This is a genomic window from Limnochorda sp. LNt, assembly GCF_035593265.1.
GTDB lineage: Bacteria > Bacillota > Limnochordia > Limnochordales > Geochordaceae > Geochorda > Geochorda subterranea.
The window spans coordinates 1,382,349-1,399,518 of record NZ_CP141614.1 but is presented as its reverse complement, the minus strand read 5'-3'; the positions used below and the strand labels follow the sequence as shown (position 1 = coordinate 1,399,518).

Sequence of the window (17,170 nt, the reverse complement as noted above, 5' to 3'; positions counted from 1 at the left end):
AAGGAGGTTCGGGTCGTGCAGGATGTCGTGACGCTCGCCATCGTCGGCGCCGGCAACCGTGGGGCCGACGTTTACGCCCGCTACGCGCTCGAGCATCCCAACGAGGCTAGGGTCGTGGCCGTGGCCGACCCCGATCGCGCCAGGCGGGATGCCCTGGGAGACGCCCACGGGATCCCGCCGGAGCACCGCTACCCGTCCTGGCAGGAGCTCCTCGAGCGTCCGCGGCTCGCCGACGCGGTGGTGATCGCCACCCCGGACCGCTTGCACGTGGAACCAGCCCTGCGGGCCATCGAGCTCGGCTACGACATCCTGCTCGAAAAGCCCATCGCTCCCACGGCCGAGGGGGTCCGCCGGGTGGCCGAGGCAGAACGGCGCTCCCGGGAGCGGGGCGGTGGCGGCAGCGTCACCGTCGCGCACGTGCTGCGCTACACTCCGTTCTTCTCGACGATCAAGCGGCTGCTCGACGTCGGGCGCATCGGCGATCTCGTCTCGGTGCAGTACACGGAGAACGTGGGGTACTGGCACTTCGCACACAGCTTCGTGCGCGGCAACTGGCGCAACACGGCCACGTCCAGCCCCATGATCCTCGCCAAGTCGTGCCACGACATGGACATGCTGCGATGGCTCGTCGGAAGGCCCTGGCGGCAGATCAGCTCCTTCGGGTCGCTGGTCCACTTCCGCCCTGAAAACGCCCCGCCGGGGGCGCCCGCGCGCTGTACGGACGGCTGCCCTGCCGCCGACCGGTGCCCCTTCGACGCGGTGCGCTTCTACGTGCAAGAGATGCGAGACTCCAACGACTGGCCGGTGTCGGTCATCACCCGGGACTTCTCTCCCGAAGGCCGCCTCGCGGCACTGCGGACCGGCCCCTACGGGCGATGCGTCTACCGTTGCGACAACGACGTCGTCGACCACCAGGTCGTGGCCATCGAGTTCGAGGGTGGCGTCACCGCCGCCTTCACGATGTGCGGCTTCACCGAGGAGAACACCCGCACCCTCAAGCTGATGGGCACCCGGGGCGAGATCCGGGGGCACCTCGAGAAGGGCGAGATCGAGGTCCGGAGCTTCGTGACCACCGGCGCGGCAGGCCCCGTCCACGAGGTGATGCGGGTTCGCGGCAACGGCCGACACGCCGGCGGTGACCAGGGCCTCATGGCCGCCTTCATCCGGCGGCTACGCGCCCGCAAGAGCGGGACGGTACCGGAGGAGGCGCTGACGTCGCTGCAGGAGTCGCTCGACAGCCACTTCATGGCTTTTGCCGCGGAGCAATCCCGTCTCCAGGGGACGGTCGTGAAGCCCTGAGACGCGGGGTGCGCGCGGCAGGGGGCCCGCCAGGTGCAGGCACCGATGCCCGACGGCGCCCTGCGGGAGGGCCCCCGGCGCGGGTGGCGGCCGCGTCACGCCGGGTCGACGGGTAGGGGGTCCGAGCACGATGGGTGACGAGACCCACGTCAGGTTGCGAGACCGGATCTGGGCGGCGTTGGAGGCGATCCCGCACCCCGACACCGGCCGCAGCATCGTCGCCGAGGGCCTGGTGCCCAACGTGGCGGAGTGCGCGGGCCGGGTGGCGGTCTCCCTCCGGCTGGAGGCGTTGCCCGAGGCCCGCCAGCACGAGCTGGCCGCGGCCATCGAGCGGGCCATCCAGGCCCTCGACGGCGTCCGCTGGGTCCGGATCAAGCCGGCGTCGGCCACGCCATGGCGGCCGTCGCCCCGGTCGGCCCGCTGACCTGGCCGCCTTCGGCACTTCGCCCTCGTGGCCCTGGGCGTCAGGGCGCTGGCCTTGGCTACCATCCAACGGCGCTCCTACCCCTCCACCCACAGATGCCCCTCGTGGAGGGGGACCCGGTGCTTGCGGTTCTTCCACTTGACGTTGCGGTCCCGTATCTTCTCGAAGCGGTAGCCCCCAAAGCCCGCCTGGACCGCCAGCTCCCCCAGCCACCTCTCCACGGGGATGTGGACGCCGTATGGCGCCGAGTCGCCCACCACGAAGCAGACACGGGCCCCCGGCCGGCAGACGCGGCGCAGCGCCCGCCACACCTGCCGCATGTCGGCGAAGTAGGCCGGGATCATCACGTCGTAGCGCTTGTGGCCGCGATGGCGCTCTCGCTCCTGCGCCAGCGCCGCGACGACCCGCTCCAGGTCCCGGTAGAAGGGCGCATCCGACAGCTCCCGCAGCACCGCCTCCAGGTCGGTGCCCTCGACGGAGACGTGCTGCGAGCACGACCGCACCAGGGGCCGCCTCGCCACCTCGTGCAGGTCGCCCCACCCCTCGACGGCGCCCAGGAAGCTCAGCTCCAGCCGGGTGGCGTCCGCGTAGTCGAAATTGTTGGCGTAAGGGGGCGACGTGACGACCAGGTCGATGCTCCCGTCCTCGATGGGAGCGGCCTGCCGGGCGTCGGCTGCGAAGATACTGCCCGCGCGGGCGACCCCGGCTGCCTGCCGTTGGGCCATGTCCTGCGCCATGCGCTCGACCTGGGCCGCGAAGGCGTCGTAGGGCGGGGCCGCCCGCCGCTTGCGCTTGGACGGGAGGACATACTGCCAGGGAGCCGTGTTCGCCGGCGAAGCCTGACGCAGGATCGAGACCAGCGCCAGCCAGGTCAGTTCGGACTCGGGCGAGCCGTCACGGTGGGCCTCCCAGGCCAGCCGCAGACCGTGAAGCTGCTGCAGCACGTCGGGAGGATAGCACTTGAGGACCAGGGGCGGGTACGAGGCCGCCCCATGTTGGCCGTCGCGGGCGGCCTCCAGCACCCGCCTCGCGAAGCCCAGGAAGGCGCCGACGTCGGTGTCCCATAGGAGCTTGGCCCTGGCGATCCGCGCCAGCAGGGGCTGCGCCTCCAGCCCGTAGGCCCTCACCCCGGCCGCCTCGGCGGCCAGGATGGCGGTGCCGACCCCCGCGAAGGGATCCAGCAGCGTGATGGCCCGCCCCCCACCGGCCCGCCGCTGCTCCTCCACCACCGCTTGCGCCCACTGCGCGGAGAAGCCAGCCGGAAAGCGGAACCACCGGTGAACGGGGAGCGTCATGTTGTGGACGAAGGTGGACGACCCGGCCTGCCACCGGGCGTCGCGATCGCGGGGAGACCCTGTGAAGAGCGGTGTCTGAATGCCCGACCCCACCCGGGACGGCTTGCGGGTGCCTATGGTGGAGGCTGCAGGATTCGAACCTGCGACCGAGGGATTATGAGTCCCCTGCTCTGCCGCTGAGCTAAGCCTCCACCCCGACGTCGGGCGCGCAAAAGACCCGACGCCTCCAGGTTAACCGACAGGGGGAAAGCCATCAAGAGCGGCGGGCATGCCGGGCCCTACTCGAGGAAGTCCTTGAGCTTCTTGGATCGGCTGGGATGCCGCAGCTTGCGCAGCGCCTTGGCCTCGATCTGCCGGATGCGCTCCCGGGTGACGCCGAAGACCTGCCCGACCTCCTCCAGGGTGCGCTGCTTGCCGTCGTCGAGCCCGAAGCGCAGCCGCAGCACCTTCTCCTCACGGGGATTGAGGGTGTCCAGCACGTTCTCGAGCTGCTCGCGAAGCATCGAGGCCGAAGCGGCCTCGGGGGGCGCCGGCGCCTCCTGGTCCTCGATGAAGTCCCCCAGGTGGCTGTCCTCCTCCTCGCCGATGGGGGTCTCCAGCGAGACGGGCTCCTGGGCGATCTTCATGATCTCCCGCACCCGCTCCACCGGCATCTCCATCTCGTGGGCGATCTCCTCGGGGGTGGGCTCGCGGCCCAGCTCCTGGAGCAGCTGACGGCTCACCCGGATCAGCTTGTTGATGGTCTCCACCATGTGGACCGGGATGCGGATGGTGCGGGCCTGGTCGGCGATGGCACGGGTGATGGCCTGCCGGATCCACCACGTGGCGTACGTGCTGAACTTGTAGCCCTTGCGGTAGTCGAACTTCTCGACCGCCTTGAGCAGGCCCAGGTTGCCCTCCTGGATCAGGTCCAGGAAGAGCATCCCCCGCCCCACGTAGCGCTTGGCGATGCTGACGACCAGGCGCAGATTGGCCTCCGCCAGCCGCCGCTTGGCCTCCTCGTCGCCCTGCTCGATGCGCTTGGCCAGCTCCACCTCTTCCTCGGCCGTCAGCAGGGGGACCCGCCCGATCTCCTTGAGGTACATCCGTACGGGGTCGTCCAGGGCGATGCCCTCCAGCGCCTCGTCCAGGTCGTGGACCCCGTCGGCTCCTTCGGCCATGCCGTCCTCGCCGGGCTCCAGGTGACCGTCTTCGGGGGCGTCCGGCACGATGCTGATGCCCATGCTGGCCAGCTTCTCGTAGACGTCCTCGATCTGGTCGGGGGCCATGTCGGCGTCGCCCAGGATCTCCATGATCTCCCGGTACGACAGCGCGCCCCGGCTCTTGCCGCGCTGGATCAGCTCGTCCAGACCCTCGATCTCCGGCATCTCATGGTCCTTGCCGCCTTCCACGCTGCTCCCCCCCTTTCCGCGGCCCGACTCCTTCATGGCACCATCCCGTCGGCTCGTAGGGTCTCCCACACCTCCCGGTATGATACGGCAGCAGCGGCGAGGGATGCCAGGCGCTCCCGCACGCTCGCATCCGACCGTGCCGCCCCATCGATCTTCGCCTCGATGGCTGCCAGTTCCCGCCGGCGGGCCGCCGCCCGCAGGCCCTTGACGTACCCCTCCACCGCGTCGGGCCGGACCGCCAACCCCGACGAGGCCAGCACCCGCCCCGCCACCTCGGCCAGGGCCGGGTCGGCCAGCGCCGACTCGCCGCTGGCGACGAGCGCGTCAAACAGCGCCCCGTGTCCGGGCCCTGCAAAGTCGGCCCCCGTGAGGCGCCCCCTCAGGCGCGGCGCGAGCTCCGGCATCTCCACCAGCAGCCGCAGCAGCGCCTGCTCGATGACCGCCCCGCGCTCCACGCCGGGCGAGGCGCCCGCCTGGGCGCGGGCACCCGCATCATTATACGTCCTGGGGCCGCCCCCATATGCACCCTTGGCCCCGCCTCGTCCCCCGCCTCGGTCGCTCGCGGCCGCCACCTGCCGGCGCGCCCGCCGGGCCCGCTCCATCTCCCGCCGCACCGCCCGGGCCGGCACGCCCAGGCGCCCGGCCACCTGCTGCACCAGCGCCTCTTGCTCGACGGCGCCGGGCACCTCCAAGAGAATGGGGAGGACGTTCGCTACGGCAGCGGCCTTTCCTGCGGGGCTCCTCAGATCGGCGCCCGCCAGCGCCTGCTCGATAGAGAATTCGTAGATGCCCCGGGCCTCCTGGAGGACCGCCTCCATGGCCGGCCGCCCCTCCTGTCGCAGCAGGGAGTCGGGGTCGTGGCCGGCCGGCAGCACCGCCACTCGCACGTCGAGCCCCGCGGCCCGCAGCTGCTGCAGGCTCCGCAGGGCTCCTCCCTGCCCCGCCGCATCGGCGTCGAAGGCGACCACCACGTATGAGGCCAGCCGCGCCAGCAGCCGCCCGTGCTCGGCCGTCAGGCTGGTGCCGCAGGTGGCCACCGCCTCCTCCAGCCCGTACTGGTGCATGGCCAGCACGTCCATGTAGCCCTCGACGACCACGGCCCGGCCGGTGCGCCGTACCGCCCCCAGCGCCCGGTCCAGCCCGTACAGCACCCGGCTCTTGCGGTAGACGGGCGACTCGGGCGAGTTGAGGTACTTGGGCTCCTGCCCGGCCGCCAATGCCCTGCCGCCGAAGCCCACCACGTGGCCGTGCAGGTCGGTGATGGGGAAGATGAGCCGCCCCCTGAACCGGTCGTAGTGGCGGCCGTCCTCCCGGCGCACCACCAGCCCCGCCTCGACCAGGCGCGTCACGGTCCGCGCATCGCCGCCCAGCGCCCGCTCCAGCGCGTGCCAGTCGTCGGGGGCGTACCCGAGCCTGAAGTCACGCGCCACCTGGGCCGTCACGCCCCGCCGTGCCAGATAGCGCCTCGCCCCCTCGGCTGCGGGGTCGTCCCAGAGCCGCTCGGCGAACCATGCCGCCGCCCGGGCCTGCAGCTCCCACAGCCCCTCGTGCACCCCGAGCCGCTCGCCGCGCCCCTGGCCGCCCCGCAGCGCCCGCTCCACCTCGGCCGCCATGCCGACCCGCTCGGCCACCCGCAGCACGGCCTCCTGGAAGCGAAGCCCCTGCAGCCGCATCAAGAAGGTGAAGACGTTGCCGCCCGCGCCGCACCCGAAGCAGTAGAAGAGCTGCCGGTCGGGGCTCACGGTGAAGGAGGGGGTCCTCTCCTGGTGGAAGGGGCAAAGCCCCTTGTAGGAGCGGCCCGCGGGGCGAAGCGCCACGAACTCGGAGACGACCTCGACGATGTCGGCCCGCGCCCGCACCTGATCGGCGATGGCGCCCAGGGCCCCCTGGCTGGCTCGGGCGTGGTCGCTCTCCATGGCATCGTCCCCCCTCCCCCGCATGCCCCGCCATCTTTCGAAGCGCGAGGGGCCCGCTCCTGCCCCGGGGCGCCCGTCTCGCATCGCCGCCCGCCGCGCCCGCCGGACGCGGGAGCCCGGGACGCCGCCCGGGGCTCCACCTCGCCTCCGTCGTCGGGCCGGCCCTGCCCCACCCGGCATCAGTCGGCCGCGTGGGCCTCCACCGCCCGGGCCTTGCCGCCGGCCCGCGGCTTGCTCAAATTGGCCTGCGCCGCCGCCAGCCGCGCCACCGGCACCCGGTACGGCGAGCAGCTGACGTAGTCGAGCCCCGCCTCGTGGAAGAACCAGACCGACGCCGGGTCGCCGCCGTGCTCGCCGCAGATGCCCACCACCAGATCGGGGTTGGCCTGCTTGCCGCGCTCCACGCCCATCTTGACCAGCTGGCCGACGCCCTCGACGTCCAGGGTCTGGAAGGGATCGGCCTTGAGCAGGCCCATCTCGACGTAGGTGGGCACGTACTTGCCCACGTCGTCACGGCTGAAGCCCAGGGTCATCTGCGTCAGGTCGTTGGTGCCGAACGAGAAGAACTGCGCCTCCCTGGCGATCTCGTCGGCCACCAGGGCCGCCCGCGGCACCTCGATCATGGTGCCGATGCGGTAGGGCAGCCGCACGCCCTGCTCGGCCATCACCTGCTCGGCCACCTTCTGGCAGCGCTCCTTGAGGAAGGCCAGCTCGCCGGGCGTGCCCACCAGCGGGATCATGACCTCGGGCTCGATCTCGTGGCCCTCCTTGGCCACCCGGCAGGCGGCCTCGAAGATGGCCCGCGTCTGCATCTCGTAGATCTCGGGGTAGACGATGCCCAACCGGCAGCCCCGCAGACCCAGCATGGGGTTGGCCTCGGCCAGGGCCCGGGAGCGGCTCTCGATCACCTCGGGGGTGACGCCCATCTCTCGCGCCACCTCGGCCACCGCACCGGGCTCCTTGGGCAGGAACTCGTGCAGCGGCGGGTCCAGCAGCCGGATGACGACCGGGTGGCCCAGCATCTCCTTGAAGATCTCGTAGAAGTCGCCCCGCTGCAGCGGCAGCAGCTTGGCCAGGGCCCGCTCCCGCTCCTCCTTGGTGTCGGAGAGGATCATCTCCCGCATGGGGATGATGCGGCCCTCGCCGAAGAACATGTGCTCGGTGCGGCACAGCCCGATGCCCTGCGCGCCGAACTGGCGGGCGGTGCGGGCGTCGGTGGGCGTATCGGCGTTGGCCCGCACGCCGAGGGCCCGAAACTCGTCGGCCCACTCCAGCAGGGTCGCGAAGTAGCCGCTCAGCTCGGGCTGCACCAGCGGCACCTGGCCGACGTAGACATTGCCCGTGCTGCCGTCGATGGTGATCCAGTCGCCCTCGCGGAGCTCCCGGCCGTTGACCCGGACGATCTTGCGCTTCTCGTCGATGTCGAGGGCGCCGCAGCCCACCACGCAGGGCTTGCCCATGCCACGGGCCACCACGGCCGCGTGCGACGTCATGCCGCCCCGGCTGGTCAGGATGCCCTGGGCCTTGTACATGCCGCCGATATCCTCGGGCGACGTCTCGGCCCGGATCAGCACGACCTTCTTGCCCTCGTCGGCCATGCGCTCGGCGTCATCAGCGAAGAAGGCCAGCTGCCCCACGGCCGCGCCCGGCGAGGCCGGCAGGCCCTTGGCCACCGCCTCCACCCTGGCGCTCGGGTCGATGGTGGGGTGCAGGAGCTGGTCGATCTGCTCCGGCGCCACCCGCAGCACGGCCGTCTGCCGGTCGATGAGGCCCTCCTGGGCCATCTCCACGGCGATGCGCACCGCCGCCATGGCCGTGCGCTTGCCGACCCGGCACTGCAACATGTAGAGCTTGCCCTGCTGGACGGTGAACTCGATGTCCAGCATGTCGCGGTACGCCGCCTCGAGGCGCTTGTTGATCTCCTCGAGCTGAGCGTAGACGTGGGGCATCTTCTCCTTGAGGACGGCCACCGGCAGCGGCGTGCGGATGCCGGCCACCACGTCCTCGCCCTGGGCGTTGATCAGGATCTCGCCGTAAAACTCCTTGACGCCCGTCGACGGGTTGCGGGTGAAGGCCACGCCCGTGCCCGAGTCCTCGCCCATGTTGCCGAAGACCATGGCCTGGACGTTGACGGCCGTGCCCCAGTCGCCGGGGATGTGGTGAATCTCCCGGTACTTGATGGCGCGAGGGTTGTTCCACGAGTTGAAGACGGCGTCGATGGCCCCCCGCAGCTGCTCCCACGGATCCTCGGGGAAGGCCTGGCCCTTCTGCTGGCGCACGATCCCCTTGAACTCCTCCACCAGCTCCCGGAGATCCTGGGCCGACAGCTGCGGATCCTCGGTGACGCCCCGGGCCTTCTTCTTGGCGTCGAGCCGCTCCTCGAAGAGGTGGCGGGGCACGCCCAGCACCACGTCGCCGTACATCTGGATGAAGCGCCGGTAGGAGTCGTAGGCGAACCGCTCGTTGTTGGACTGCCGGGCCAGCCCCTGGACCGTCACGTCGTTGAGGCCCAAGTTGAGCACCGTGTCCATCATGCCCGGCATGGAGACCCGGGCGCCCGAGCGCACCGAGACGAGCAGCGGGTTGGCGGGGTCGCCGAAGCGCCGCCCCATGGCCTGCTCCAGCTTGCGCAGGTTCTCCTTGACCTGCTCCTCCAGGCCCTCCGGCCACCGCTTGCCCCGGCGGTAGAACTCGTTGCACGCCTCCGTCGTGATGGTGAAGCCGGGGGGCACCTCGATGCCCAGGTTGGCCATCTCCGCCAGGTTGGCGCCCTTGCCCCCCAAGAGGTTCTTCATGTCCGCCCGGCCCTCGGTCTGACCGGCGCCGAAGAAGTAGACCCACTTGGTCCGTCCATCCACCGATGCCATCCGCTGGCCTCCCTACGCTCGCGCCGCCGCCCGCGCGGTCAGCGCGGCGAAATTCGCGATCCGGGCGAAGGCTCGCACCAGCCGGGAGAGGATCCGCAGCCGGTTGGCGCGCACCCGCTCGTCCTCTGCCATCACCAGCACGTCGTCGAAGAAGCGATCCACCGCCGGCCGCAGCTCCGCCAGGCGCCGCACGGCGCCCGCCACGTCGCCGGCCGTCAGCCGCTCGTCCGCCTCCGGCAGCCCCTGCGCCATCGCCTCCACCAGCGCCCGCTCTGACGGCTCCTGCAGGAGGCTCGCCTCCACCTCCCCGTCGTCCAGGCGGCCGCGCGTGATGTTGTAGGCCCGCTGGAAGGCGACCAGCGCGTCGTCGAAGTAGGGCGCCTCGACGACCCGCGCCAGCTCCCGGGCCCGATGGGCGACCGCGGCCAGGTCGTCGTCGCCCGCGCCCAGCGCCGCCTCCACCACGTCGGCCGCCAGCCCTTGGTCGGCCAGCAGCCCCCGCAGCCGCTGGCGGATGAACTCCTCCAGCTCCGCGGCGAGCTCCGTCACGGGCCGGTCGAGGCGGTCCCCGTAGAGGCCGGCCGCCCGCCCGATGGCCTCGCGAAGGGAACCGTGCCACGAACGGGCCAGGACGATGCGGACCAGGGCCAGCGCGTGGCGCCGCAGGGCGAAGGGGTCCTCCGACCCCGTCGGCCCCAGCCCGATGCCGAAGAAACCCACCAGCGTGTCGAGCCGGTCGGCCAGGCTCAGCACCGCGCCGGCCGGCGTGGCGGGCAGCTCGTCGCCGGCGCCTCGAGGCTGGTACTGCTCCGCCAGGGCCACCGCCACCGCCTCGGGCTCCCCGCTGGCTCGGGCGTACTCCCGTCCCATGATGCCCTGCAGCTCGGGAAACTCGTAGACCATGTGGGTCACGAGGTCGGCCTTGGAGAGCGCCGCCGCCCGCTCGGCGGCCGCCGCGTCGGCCGGCGCCAGCTCGAAGCGCCCGGAGAGGTAGCGCACCAGCTCCACCAAACGCTGCACCTTGTCGTGCATCGAGCCCAGCCGCTCGTGGAAGACGACGCCCCGGAGCTGCTCCACCCGCGACCCGAGCGGCTGCTTGCGGTCTTCCCGCCAGAAGAAGCGGGCATCGGCCAGGCGGGCCTCCAGCACCCGCTCGTTGCCCTCGCGTACCAGCGCCTCGTGGATGTGGGGCCCGTTGGCCACCACCACGAAGGCGGGCAGCAGGCGCCCGTCGTCGCCGGCCACGGCCACGTAGCGCTGGTGCGCGGCCATGGTCGTCATCAGCACCTCCCGGGGCAGCTCCAGGTACCCCGGGTCGAAGCGCCCCACCAGCGCCACCGGGTACTCCACCAGGTTGGCGATCTCGTCGAGCAGGGCCGGCGTGGCCAGGGGGTGACCGGCGTTGCGGGCCGCGGCCGCCTCGATCTCCTCCGCCACCATGCGGCGGCGCCGCTCGGGGTCGGCGATGACGGCCACCGACTCCATCGTCACCTCGTAGGCGTCGGCCCGGGGGATGGCCACGGGGCCGGGATGGGCCAGGCGGTGGCCCCGGCTCTCGCGGCCGGCCTGCAGGCCGTCGAGGGAGACCGGCAGCACCTGATCGCCCCACAGCACCACCAGCCACCGGATGGGCCGGGCGAAGCGCAGCTCGGGCGGCCCCCAGCGCATGGAGCGGGTGAAGGCTACCCGCCGCACCACCTGCGGGATGACCTCGGCCAGCACCTCCTCGGCGGGGCGCGCCGGCTCGCGCTTGACGGCGAAGACGTACTCCCCCTCGGGGGTGCGCTCCACCACCAGCGACTCGGGCGTCACCCCCTGGGAGCGGGCGAAGCCCAGGGCCGCCCGGGTCGGCTGCCCCTGCTCGTCGAAGGCCACCCGGCGGGCGGGCCCGCGCACCCGCACCTCCCGCTCCTGCTGGCGCTCCGCCACGCCGTCCAGGAGGGCGGCCAGCCGCCGCGGCGTGGCGAAGCCCCGGCGCCGCACGCTGCCCAGCCGGGCCTGCTCGAGGGCGGTGGCCAGCCCGTCGACCAGCTGGCGCATCGCGTCGTCGACGACCCGGGCGGGGAGCTCCTCCACGCCGATCTCAACGAGCAGGCTCTTCATGGCGCTCCCCTCGACCCGAGCCCGTGGCCAACGCGGCCACCCCGTCGGCGTCGCCCGCCTCCGCCTCCCGGATGGGCGCCCCCCGGCGCAGCAGCGGGAAGCCCATGGCCTCCCGCTGGGCCAGGTACGCCTCGGCGCACCGGCGGGCCAGCTGGCGCACCCGCCCGATGTAGGCGGTGCGCTCGGCCACGCTGATAGCGCCCCGGGCGTCCAGCAAATTGAAGGTGTGGGAGCACTTGAGCACGTGCTCGTAGGCCGGTAGCACCAGCTCTTGCTCCACCAGCCGCCGGGCCTCCCGCTCCCAGGTGTCGAACAGGTCCCGCAGCACGGCCGGGTCGCTGGCCTCGAAGTTGAAGCGGGACTGCTCCACCTCGTTGCGGTGGTAGACGTCGCCCCAGGTGATGCCGTCGACCCACTCCAGGTCGAAGACCGAGGCCTTCTTCTGGATGTAGAGTCCCAGGCGCTCGAGGCCGTAGGTGATCTCCGCCGGGATGGCCGACAGCTCCAGCCCGCCCACCTGCTGGAAATAGGTGAACTGGGTCACCTCCATGCCGTCGACCCAGACCTCCCAGCCCAGGCCCCAGGCACCCAGCGTGGGCGACTCCCAGTCATCCTCCACGAAGCGCACGTCGTGCTCCTCGGGGCGGATGCCGATGGCGCGCAGGCTGTCGAGGTAGATCTCCAGCACGTCGGCGGGCGCGGGCTTGAGCAGCACCTGGTACTGGTAGTAACGCTGCAAGCGGTTGGGGTTTTCACCATAGCGACCGTCCGTAGGTCGTCGAGAGGGCTGGACGTAGGCGGCCCGCCACGGCTCGGGGCCCAGCGCCCGCAGGAAGGTGGCGGGGTGCATGGTGCCGGCGCCGACCTCCATGTCGTAGGGCTGGAGGATGATGCAACCCTGGTCGGCCCAGAATCGCTCCAGGCGGAAGATGAGCTCCTGGTAGTTCACCCGGGACGTCTCCCATCGCAATCGGCAAGCTGCGTCCCAGCTGGACGGCTTTTGTCCCGCGCGTCACAAATGCAAGCAGCGCACCACGCTCGCCCGCCTGCAATCCGCCGGCAATCTACCACAGGGCTTGCGGGCCTGTCAACCGCCGGAAGCCGTGCCATCCGCGGCCCGCAGGTCGCCGGCCGGGCTCTCCTCGGCCCGCCCCGTCTCGCGGCCGCCCTGGCGCTCCAGGCTGACCCGGCAGCCCGTCAGCAGGCAGGCCGCCGCGCCCGCCGCGGCCAGGTAGGGCGCCAGCACGGCCCCCACCACGCCCACGGTGACCGGCACCTGCAGGTAGGTCTGGTCGCCCCGCTGGATGCGGAGCATCGTGCGGTTGCCCTTCTCCCACAGCGCCCGCACCCGGCCCACGGCCTCCTCGGCCTCCTCGCCCAGCCGGGCCGGCCCCCGGCGCCGCTCCCACAGGATCAGGGCCGACACCACGTCGCCCCCCGCCTCCTGCAGGAGCTGGCGGGCCTGCTCGTAGCCCAGGTGGGTGCGCTCCCGGATCAGGTCAACCTTGCGCAGCTCGTCCTCCATGACCCTCCACGCTCCCCTCGGCCGCCGGCGGCCCGGAGGGCGCCCCGGAGACGACGGTCGGCCCCGCTGCCGCCGGCATCTCCGCCCGCTCCAGCTCGTCCAGGCTCTCCCAAAACTGCCACGCCCTGGACGGCGCCGACAGCCGGTACTCGATGAAATGGTACAACGCCCGGCGCACCTGGCGCTCCCCCTCGGGGGAGAGGATCAGCCGGCGCGCCGCGTCCACGTCGTGCTGGCGCAGGTGGCGCAGCGCCGCCCGGCCCTCGGCCTTGAGCAGGGGCGCGCCGGCATCCCGCTCGGCGGCGCAGCTTGCGCACAGGCTCCCGCCCTCCCGGGCGGAGAACCGCACCGCCTCCGCCGCTCCCAGCTCCCGGCCGCAGGCGGCGCAGCGATCCAGCACCGGCGCGTAGCCCAGCCGGTCCATCAAGTGGATGCAAAACCAGAAGACGACAGGTCCCAGCGACGCCGGCGGCGCCTCGGCCAGGGCCGTCCACGTCTGCTCGAGGGCCCGGAAGAGGGCCTCCGACGGCTCCCGGGCCTCCACCAGCGCGTCGACCAGCTCGGCCGTCACGCTGGCCGCCGCCATCCGGCGTAAGTCTTCCCGCAGGGGGCGCAGCCCATGATCGACCAGCTCCGCCTGCTGCACGCTGTCGAGCTCCCGGCCCGACATCAAGAGGTAGCGCCCGTGGCAGAGGGGCTGGGTCGCTCCCATGAGGCGGCTGCGGGGACGGCGGCTGCCCCGCGCCACCGCCTGCAGCTTGCCCTCGCCCCGGGCGAAGAGCGTCAGCACCCGGTCCGCCTCGCCCATGGGGCGGGCCCTCAGCACCAGGGCCTCGACCCGGTAGAGTCCCAACGCCCCGCACCTACCGCCGCAAGAGGCTCAAGAGGATGGTGAGCAGCAGGCTCAACAGCAGCGACGTGGCCAGGGGGAAGTAGAAGCGGAAGTTGCCCCGCTCCACGTAGATGTCGCCGGGCAGCCGCCCCAGGCCCGGCAGCCAGCCGCGCCCCACCACCAGCAGCAGCAGTCCCAGGCCGGCGATGGCCAGCCCCATGACGATCAGCATCCGGCCGAAGCCCGACAGCTCCGGCATGGCCTCGCCTCACCCCTCGCCCGGCTCGGAGGGCCCGGAGAAGAGGTCGGCCTGCGCCCGGCCCTGCCCCTGGGCGCCGCCCTGCCCCGGCAAGCCGCCCGGCGCCGGCACGGGCAGCCCCAGGTGCTCGCCCGCCAGGCGGGTCGCGACGCGGCCCCGGGGCGTGCGGTGCAGGAAGCCCTGCTGCATCAGGTAGGGCTCGTAGACGTCCTCGATGGTCTCGGCCTCCTCCCCCAGCGCCGCCGCCAGCGTCTCGACGCCCACCGGCCCTCCGTCGAACTTCTCGATGATGGTCGACAACAGCTGCCGGTCGACGGCATCCAGCCCGTGCTCGTCGACGTTGAGCATCTCCAGCGCCCGGCGCGCCACATCCCGGGTGATGACCCCGCCGGCCCGCACCTGCGCGTAGTCGCGCACCCGGCGCAGCAGGCGGTTGGCGGTGCGGGGCGTGCCCCGGGAGCGCCGGGCGATCTCGAGGGCCCCCTCCTCCTCCACCCGCACGCCCAGCAGCCGGGCGCTCCGCTGGACGATGGCCGTCAGCTCCTCCACCGAGTAGAAGTCGAGCCGCAGGATGACGCCGAACCGGTCCCGCAGGGGCGAGGTCAGCATGCCCGCCCGGGTGGTGGCCCCAATCAGGGTGAAGGGCGCCAGCTCCAGCCGCACCGAGCGGGCCCCCGGCCCCTTGCCGATGACGATGTCGACGGCGAAGTCCTCCATGGCCGGGTAGAGGACCTCCTCCACCACCCGGCTCAGGCGGTGGATCTCGTCGACGAAGAGCACGTCACGAGGCTTGAGGTTGCTCAGGATGGCCACCAGGTCGCCCTGGCGCTCGATGGCCGGGCCCGAGGTCATCCGAAACTCCACGCCCAGCTCGTGGGCGATGCAGGCGGCCAGCGTCGTCTTGCCGAGCCCCGGGGGGCCGTAGAGCAGCACGTGATCCAGCGGCTCCTGGCGGCGGCGTGCCGCCTCGATGAAGAGGGCCAGGCTCTCCTTGGCCTGCGACTGGCCGACGTACTCGGCCAGCGTGCGGGGCCGCAGGGTGCGGTCCAGCTCCACGTCCTCGTCGCGCCGCGCCGGGGAGACCAGGCGCCTCTCGGCCGCTTCCGCCATCGTCGACCCCTTCGCCCGGGCGCCGGGTGGCGGCGCCCGTCTCACTCAGCATAGCCGCTGCCGGCGGCCGCGGCCAGCGCGGCCTTGAGCAGCGTCTCCAGGCTCGCATCCGCCGGCACCCGCCGCACGGCCGTCCGCACCGCCTTGAGCGCCTCAGGGCGCGAGTAGCCCAGGGAGACGAGGGCCTCCACCGCGTCCCGCGAGCCTGGGTGGCGGGCTCCGTCCAGCCGGGCCGCGCGGCCGCCGGCCGCCGTCACCTCGCCGGCGCCCTCGGCGCCCAGCAGGTCCCGGGCCTTCTCGGCCAGCTCGACGCAGAGGCGTTCGGCGGTGCGGCGCCCGATCCCTGGCACCCGCTGGAGGGCGTCGGTGTCGGTCGCGGCCAGCGCCCCCAGCAGGCGCTCTGGCTCCAAGGTGGACAGCGCCGACAGCGCCAGGCGCGGCCCCACCCCCGAGGCCTGCAGCAACAGCTCGAAGGCCCGCAGCTCCTCCAGCGAGGCGAAGCCGAAGAGCTCGATGGCGTCCTCCCGCACCCGGGTGTGCACCCAGAGGCAGACCGGCTGGTGGCGGGGCGCCTGCGCCAGCGCCTGGCGGGTGGAGAGGGGGATGGCTACGCGAAAGCCCACGCCGCCCACGTCGACGATGGCCTCCGTCAGATCGAGGGTGTCGATGTGGCCCCGCAGCTTGCGGATCATGCCTGCCGCCCCCGCCGCCCGCTCCCCCGCCGCGCCCTCACGGCCCGACGACCGGTGCCTCGATCTGGTAGCCCGCGCACAGCGCCACCGCCAGCGCGTCGCCCTCGTCGGGCGCCAGGGGGCGGCGCAGGTGGAGCAGGTGGCGCACCATGTAGGCGACCTGGTGCTTGTCCCCCCGGCCCTGACCCGTGATGGCCAGCTTGACGGCCTGGGGGGTCAACTCCACCACCCGGGCGGCCGCCTGGGCCGCCGCCAGCAGCACGATCCCCCGCGCCTCGCCCACCATGATGGCGGAGCGGCGGTTGCGGTTGAGGAAGAGCTGCTCGACGGCCACGACGTCGGGTCCGTGGCGGCCGAAGAGATCCGACAGCGCCCGGTACAGCGCCAGCATGCGCTGCGCGATGGGCTCGCCCGCCTCGGTCTCGATGGTGCCCGAGGCCAGCACCTGCCAGCCGTCGCCTTGCCCCCGGATGATGCCGTAGCCCGTACGGGCCAGGCCCGGGTCGACGCCGGCGATGACGAGGGATGGGCTCAAGCCTGCAGGGCCTCCATCACCTCGTCGGGGATGTCGAAGTTGGCGTGGACCTCCTGCACGTCGTCGTGGCTCTCCAGCGCGTCGACCAGCCGCAGCACCCGCTCGGCCTCGGGGCCCTCCAGGCTGACGGTGGTCTTGGGCACCATGGTCAGCTGGGCCTCCTGGCAGCGGTAGCCCCGCTGGACCAGGGCCTCCCGCACCCGGGAGAGGGCCGACGGGGCGCAGATCACCTCGTAGCCGTCCTCGCCCTCGAGGGGCCGCACGTCGTCGCCGCCGGCGTCGGCCACATCCAGGATGAGCTGCTCCTCGTCGACGGAGCCGCCCACCTCCCCCGGCACCACCACCAGCCGCCCCCTGGGCTCAAACTGCCAGGCCACCGCCCCGCTCTCGGCCATGCTGCCGCCGTGGCGGCTGAAGAGGTGGCGGATCTCGCCCGAGGTGCGGTTGCGGTTGTCGGTCATGGCCATGACCAGGATGGCCACCCCGCCCGGGCCGTAGCCCTCGAAGACCGCTTCCTCGTAGGCGGTGCCCTCCTCCTGGCCCACCGCCCGGCGGATGGCCCGCTGGATGTTGTCCATGGGCATGTTGGCCTCACGGGCCTTGTCGATGGCCAGCCGCAGCTTGAAGTTGGCGTCGGGATCGGGCCCGCCCTGGCGCGCCGCCACCATGATCTGCCGGGTCAACTTGGCGAAGAGCTGGCCCCGGCGGAAGTCTTCCTTCATCTTGGTATGCTTGATGTTGGCCCACTTGGAGTGACCCGACATCTGCGAACCCTCGCCCTCGCACCCCGGGTGCGTCGCGCGCGACACGACGGGCGCCGCCGCAGGGGGGCGGCGCATCGCCACGGTCGATTCTATCACCGTCCCGCCGCCATTGAAAAGGTCGCCAGCGGAGCCGGGTCGCTGCCGAGATCGCCCGGCGG

At 72.6% G+C, this 17,170-nt stretch carries 15 protein-coding genes and 1 tRNA gene; 2 read left to right on the top strand and 14 right to left on the bottom strand.

Annotated elements, in window-relative coordinates; all coding sequences use genetic code 11:
* Positions 1–15 precede the first annotated feature (15 nt).
* Both VLY81_RS06550 and VLY81_RS06545 read left to right on the top strand, forming a co-directional pair.
* Positions 16–1,299 carry a Gfo/Idh/MocA family protein gene (locus VLY81_RS06550; protein ID WP_324670216.1) on the top strand — a complete coding sequence of 428 codons (1,284 nt, stop codon included), beginning with the start codon at positions 16–18 and terminating at the stop codon, positions 1,297–1,299.
* A 130-nt stretch (positions 1,300–1,429) separates the two neighbouring features.
* Complete coding sequence (locus tag VLY81_RS06545; protein ID WP_324670215.1) at positions 1,430–1,723, top strand: iron-sulfur cluster assembly protein; 294 nt, start codon at positions 1,430–1,432, stop codon at positions 1,721–1,723.
* A 77-nt stretch (positions 1,724–1,800) separates the two neighbouring features.
* Here the strand turns inward: VLY81_RS06545 and VLY81_RS06540 are convergent, their stop codons facing one another.
* The 14 genes from VLY81_RS06540 to VLY81_RS06475 form a co-directional block, all read right to left on the bottom strand.
* Entirely contained in the window at positions 1,801–3,111 is a 1,311-nt protein-coding gene (locus tag VLY81_RS06540) for a hypothetical protein (protein WP_324670214.1), read from the bottom strand.
* Between the two features lie 23 nt (positions 3,112–3,134).
* Positions 3,135–3,209 (bottom strand) — tRNA-Ile (locus tag VLY81_RS06535).
* A gap of 87 nt (positions 3,210–3,296) precedes the next feature.
* Positions 3,297–4,385, bottom strand: a complete 1,089-nt coding sequence (rpoD, locus tag VLY81_RS06530; protein ID WP_405001342.1) for an RNA polymerase sigma factor RpoD — start codon at positions 4,383–4,385, stop codon at positions 3,297–3,299.
* A gap of 56 nt (positions 4,386–4,441) precedes the next feature.
* Positions 4,442–6,325, bottom strand: coding sequence for a DNA primase (gene dnaG, locus VLY81_RS06525; RefSeq protein WP_324670212.1), 1,884 nt, complete (start codon positions 6,323–6,325; stop codon positions 4,442–4,444).
* Positions 6,326–6,504: 179 nt separating this feature from the next.
* On the bottom strand, positions 6,505–9,192 hold the full coding sequence (ppdK, locus tag VLY81_RS06520) for a pyruvate, phosphate dikinase (RefSeq protein WP_324670211.1): 2,688 nt from the start codon (positions 9,190–9,192) through the stop codon (positions 6,505–6,507).
* A gap of 12 nt (positions 9,193–9,204) precedes the next feature.
* On the bottom strand, positions 9,205–11,295 hold the full coding sequence (glyS, locus tag VLY81_RS06515) for a glycine--tRNA ligase subunit beta (protein ID WP_324670210.1): 2,091 nt from the start codon (positions 11,293–11,295) through the stop codon (positions 9,205–9,207).
* Positions 11,276–12,244 carry a glycine--tRNA ligase subunit alpha gene (glyQ, locus tag VLY81_RS06510; protein WP_324670209.1) on the bottom strand — a complete coding sequence of 323 codons (969 nt, stop codon included), beginning with the start codon at positions 12,242–12,244 and terminating at the stop codon, positions 11,276–11,278. Before glyQ ends, glyS begins: the two co-directional genes overlap by 20 nt.
* Before the next feature lie 138 nt (positions 12,245–12,382).
* Positions 12,383–12,820: a DUF4342 domain-containing protein gene (locus tag VLY81_RS06505; protein WP_324670208.1), complete on the bottom strand. Its 438-nt coding sequence runs from the start codon at positions 12,818–12,820 to the stop codon at positions 12,383–12,385.
* Positions 12,795–13,673 (bottom strand): DNA repair protein RecO, encoded by an 879-nt coding sequence (gene recO / locus VLY81_RS06500; protein WP_324670207.1) that lies wholly within the window; start codon positions 13,671–13,673, stop codon positions 12,795–12,797. Before recO ends, VLY81_RS06505 begins: the two co-directional genes overlap by 26 nt.
* 10 nt (positions 13,674–13,683) lie before the next feature.
* Positions 13,684–13,911, bottom strand: coding sequence for a DUF2905 domain-containing protein (locus VLY81_RS06495; RefSeq protein ID WP_324670206.1), 228 nt, complete (start codon positions 13,909–13,911; stop codon positions 13,684–13,686).
* Positions 13,912–13,920: 9 nt separating this feature from the next.
* A complete protein-coding gene (gene ruvB, locus VLY81_RS06490; RefSeq protein ID WP_324670205.1) occupies positions 13,921–15,021 on the bottom strand; it encodes a Holliday junction branch migration DNA helicase RuvB in 1,101 nt (366 codons plus the stop codon).
* Positions 15,022–15,062: 41 nt separating this feature from the next.
* A complete protein-coding gene (ruvA, locus tag VLY81_RS06485) occupies positions 15,063–15,713 on the bottom strand; it encodes a Holliday junction branch migration protein RuvA (RefSeq protein WP_324670204.1) in 651 nt (216 codons plus the stop codon).
* A gap of 37 nt (positions 15,714–15,750) precedes the next feature.
* Positions 15,751–16,248, bottom strand: a complete 498-nt coding sequence (ruvC, locus tag VLY81_RS06480; protein ID WP_324670203.1) for a crossover junction endodeoxyribonuclease RuvC — start codon at positions 16,246–16,248, stop codon at positions 15,751–15,753.
* Positions 16,245–17,012: a YebC/PmpR family DNA-binding transcriptional regulator gene (locus VLY81_RS06475; protein ID WP_324670202.1), complete on the bottom strand. Its 768-nt coding sequence runs from the start codon at positions 17,010–17,012 to the stop codon at positions 16,245–16,247. Before VLY81_RS06475 ends, ruvC begins: the two co-directional genes overlap by 4 nt.
* Between the last annotated feature and the right edge of the window lie 158 nt (positions 17,013–17,170).

Coding starts and splice junctions, on each gene's coding strand:
- VLY81_RS06545 (WP_324670215.1), top strand. CDS start 1,430: ATGGGTGACGAGACCCACGTCAGGTTGCGAGACCGGATCTGGGCGGCG.
- rpoD (WP_405001342.1), bottom strand. CDS start 4,385: ATGCCGGAGATCGAGGGTCTGGACGAGCTGATCCAGCGCGGCAAGAGC.
- dnaG (WP_324670212.1), bottom strand. CDS start 6,325: ATGGAGAGCGACCACGCCCGAGCCAGCCAGGGGGCCCTGGGCGCCATC.
- ppdK (WP_324670211.1), bottom strand. CDS start 9,192: ATGGCATCGGTGGATGGACGGACCAAGTGGGTCTACTTCTTCGGCGCC.
- glyS (WP_324670210.1), bottom strand. CDS start 11,295: ATGAAGAGCCTGCTCGTTGAGATCGGCGTGGAGGAGCTCCCCGCCCGG.
- VLY81_RS06505 (WP_324670208.1), bottom strand. CDS start 12,820: ATGGAGGACGAGCTGCGCAAGGTTGACCTGATCCGGGAGCGCACCCAC.
- VLY81_RS06495 (WP_324670206.1), bottom strand. CDS start 13,911: ATGCCGGAGCTGTCGGGCTTCGGCCGGATGCTGATCGTCATGGGGCTG.
- ruvB (WP_324670205.1), bottom strand. CDS start 15,021: ATGGCGGAAGCGGCCGAGAGGCGCCTGGTCTCCCCGGCGCGGCGCGAC.
- ruvA (WP_324670204.1), bottom strand. CDS start 15,713: ATGATCCGCAAGCTGCGGGGCCACATCGACACCCTCGATCTGACGGAG.
- VLY81_RS06475 (WP_324670202.1), bottom strand. CDS start 17,012: ATGTCGGGTCACTCCAAGTGGGCCAACATCAAGCATACCAAGATGAAG.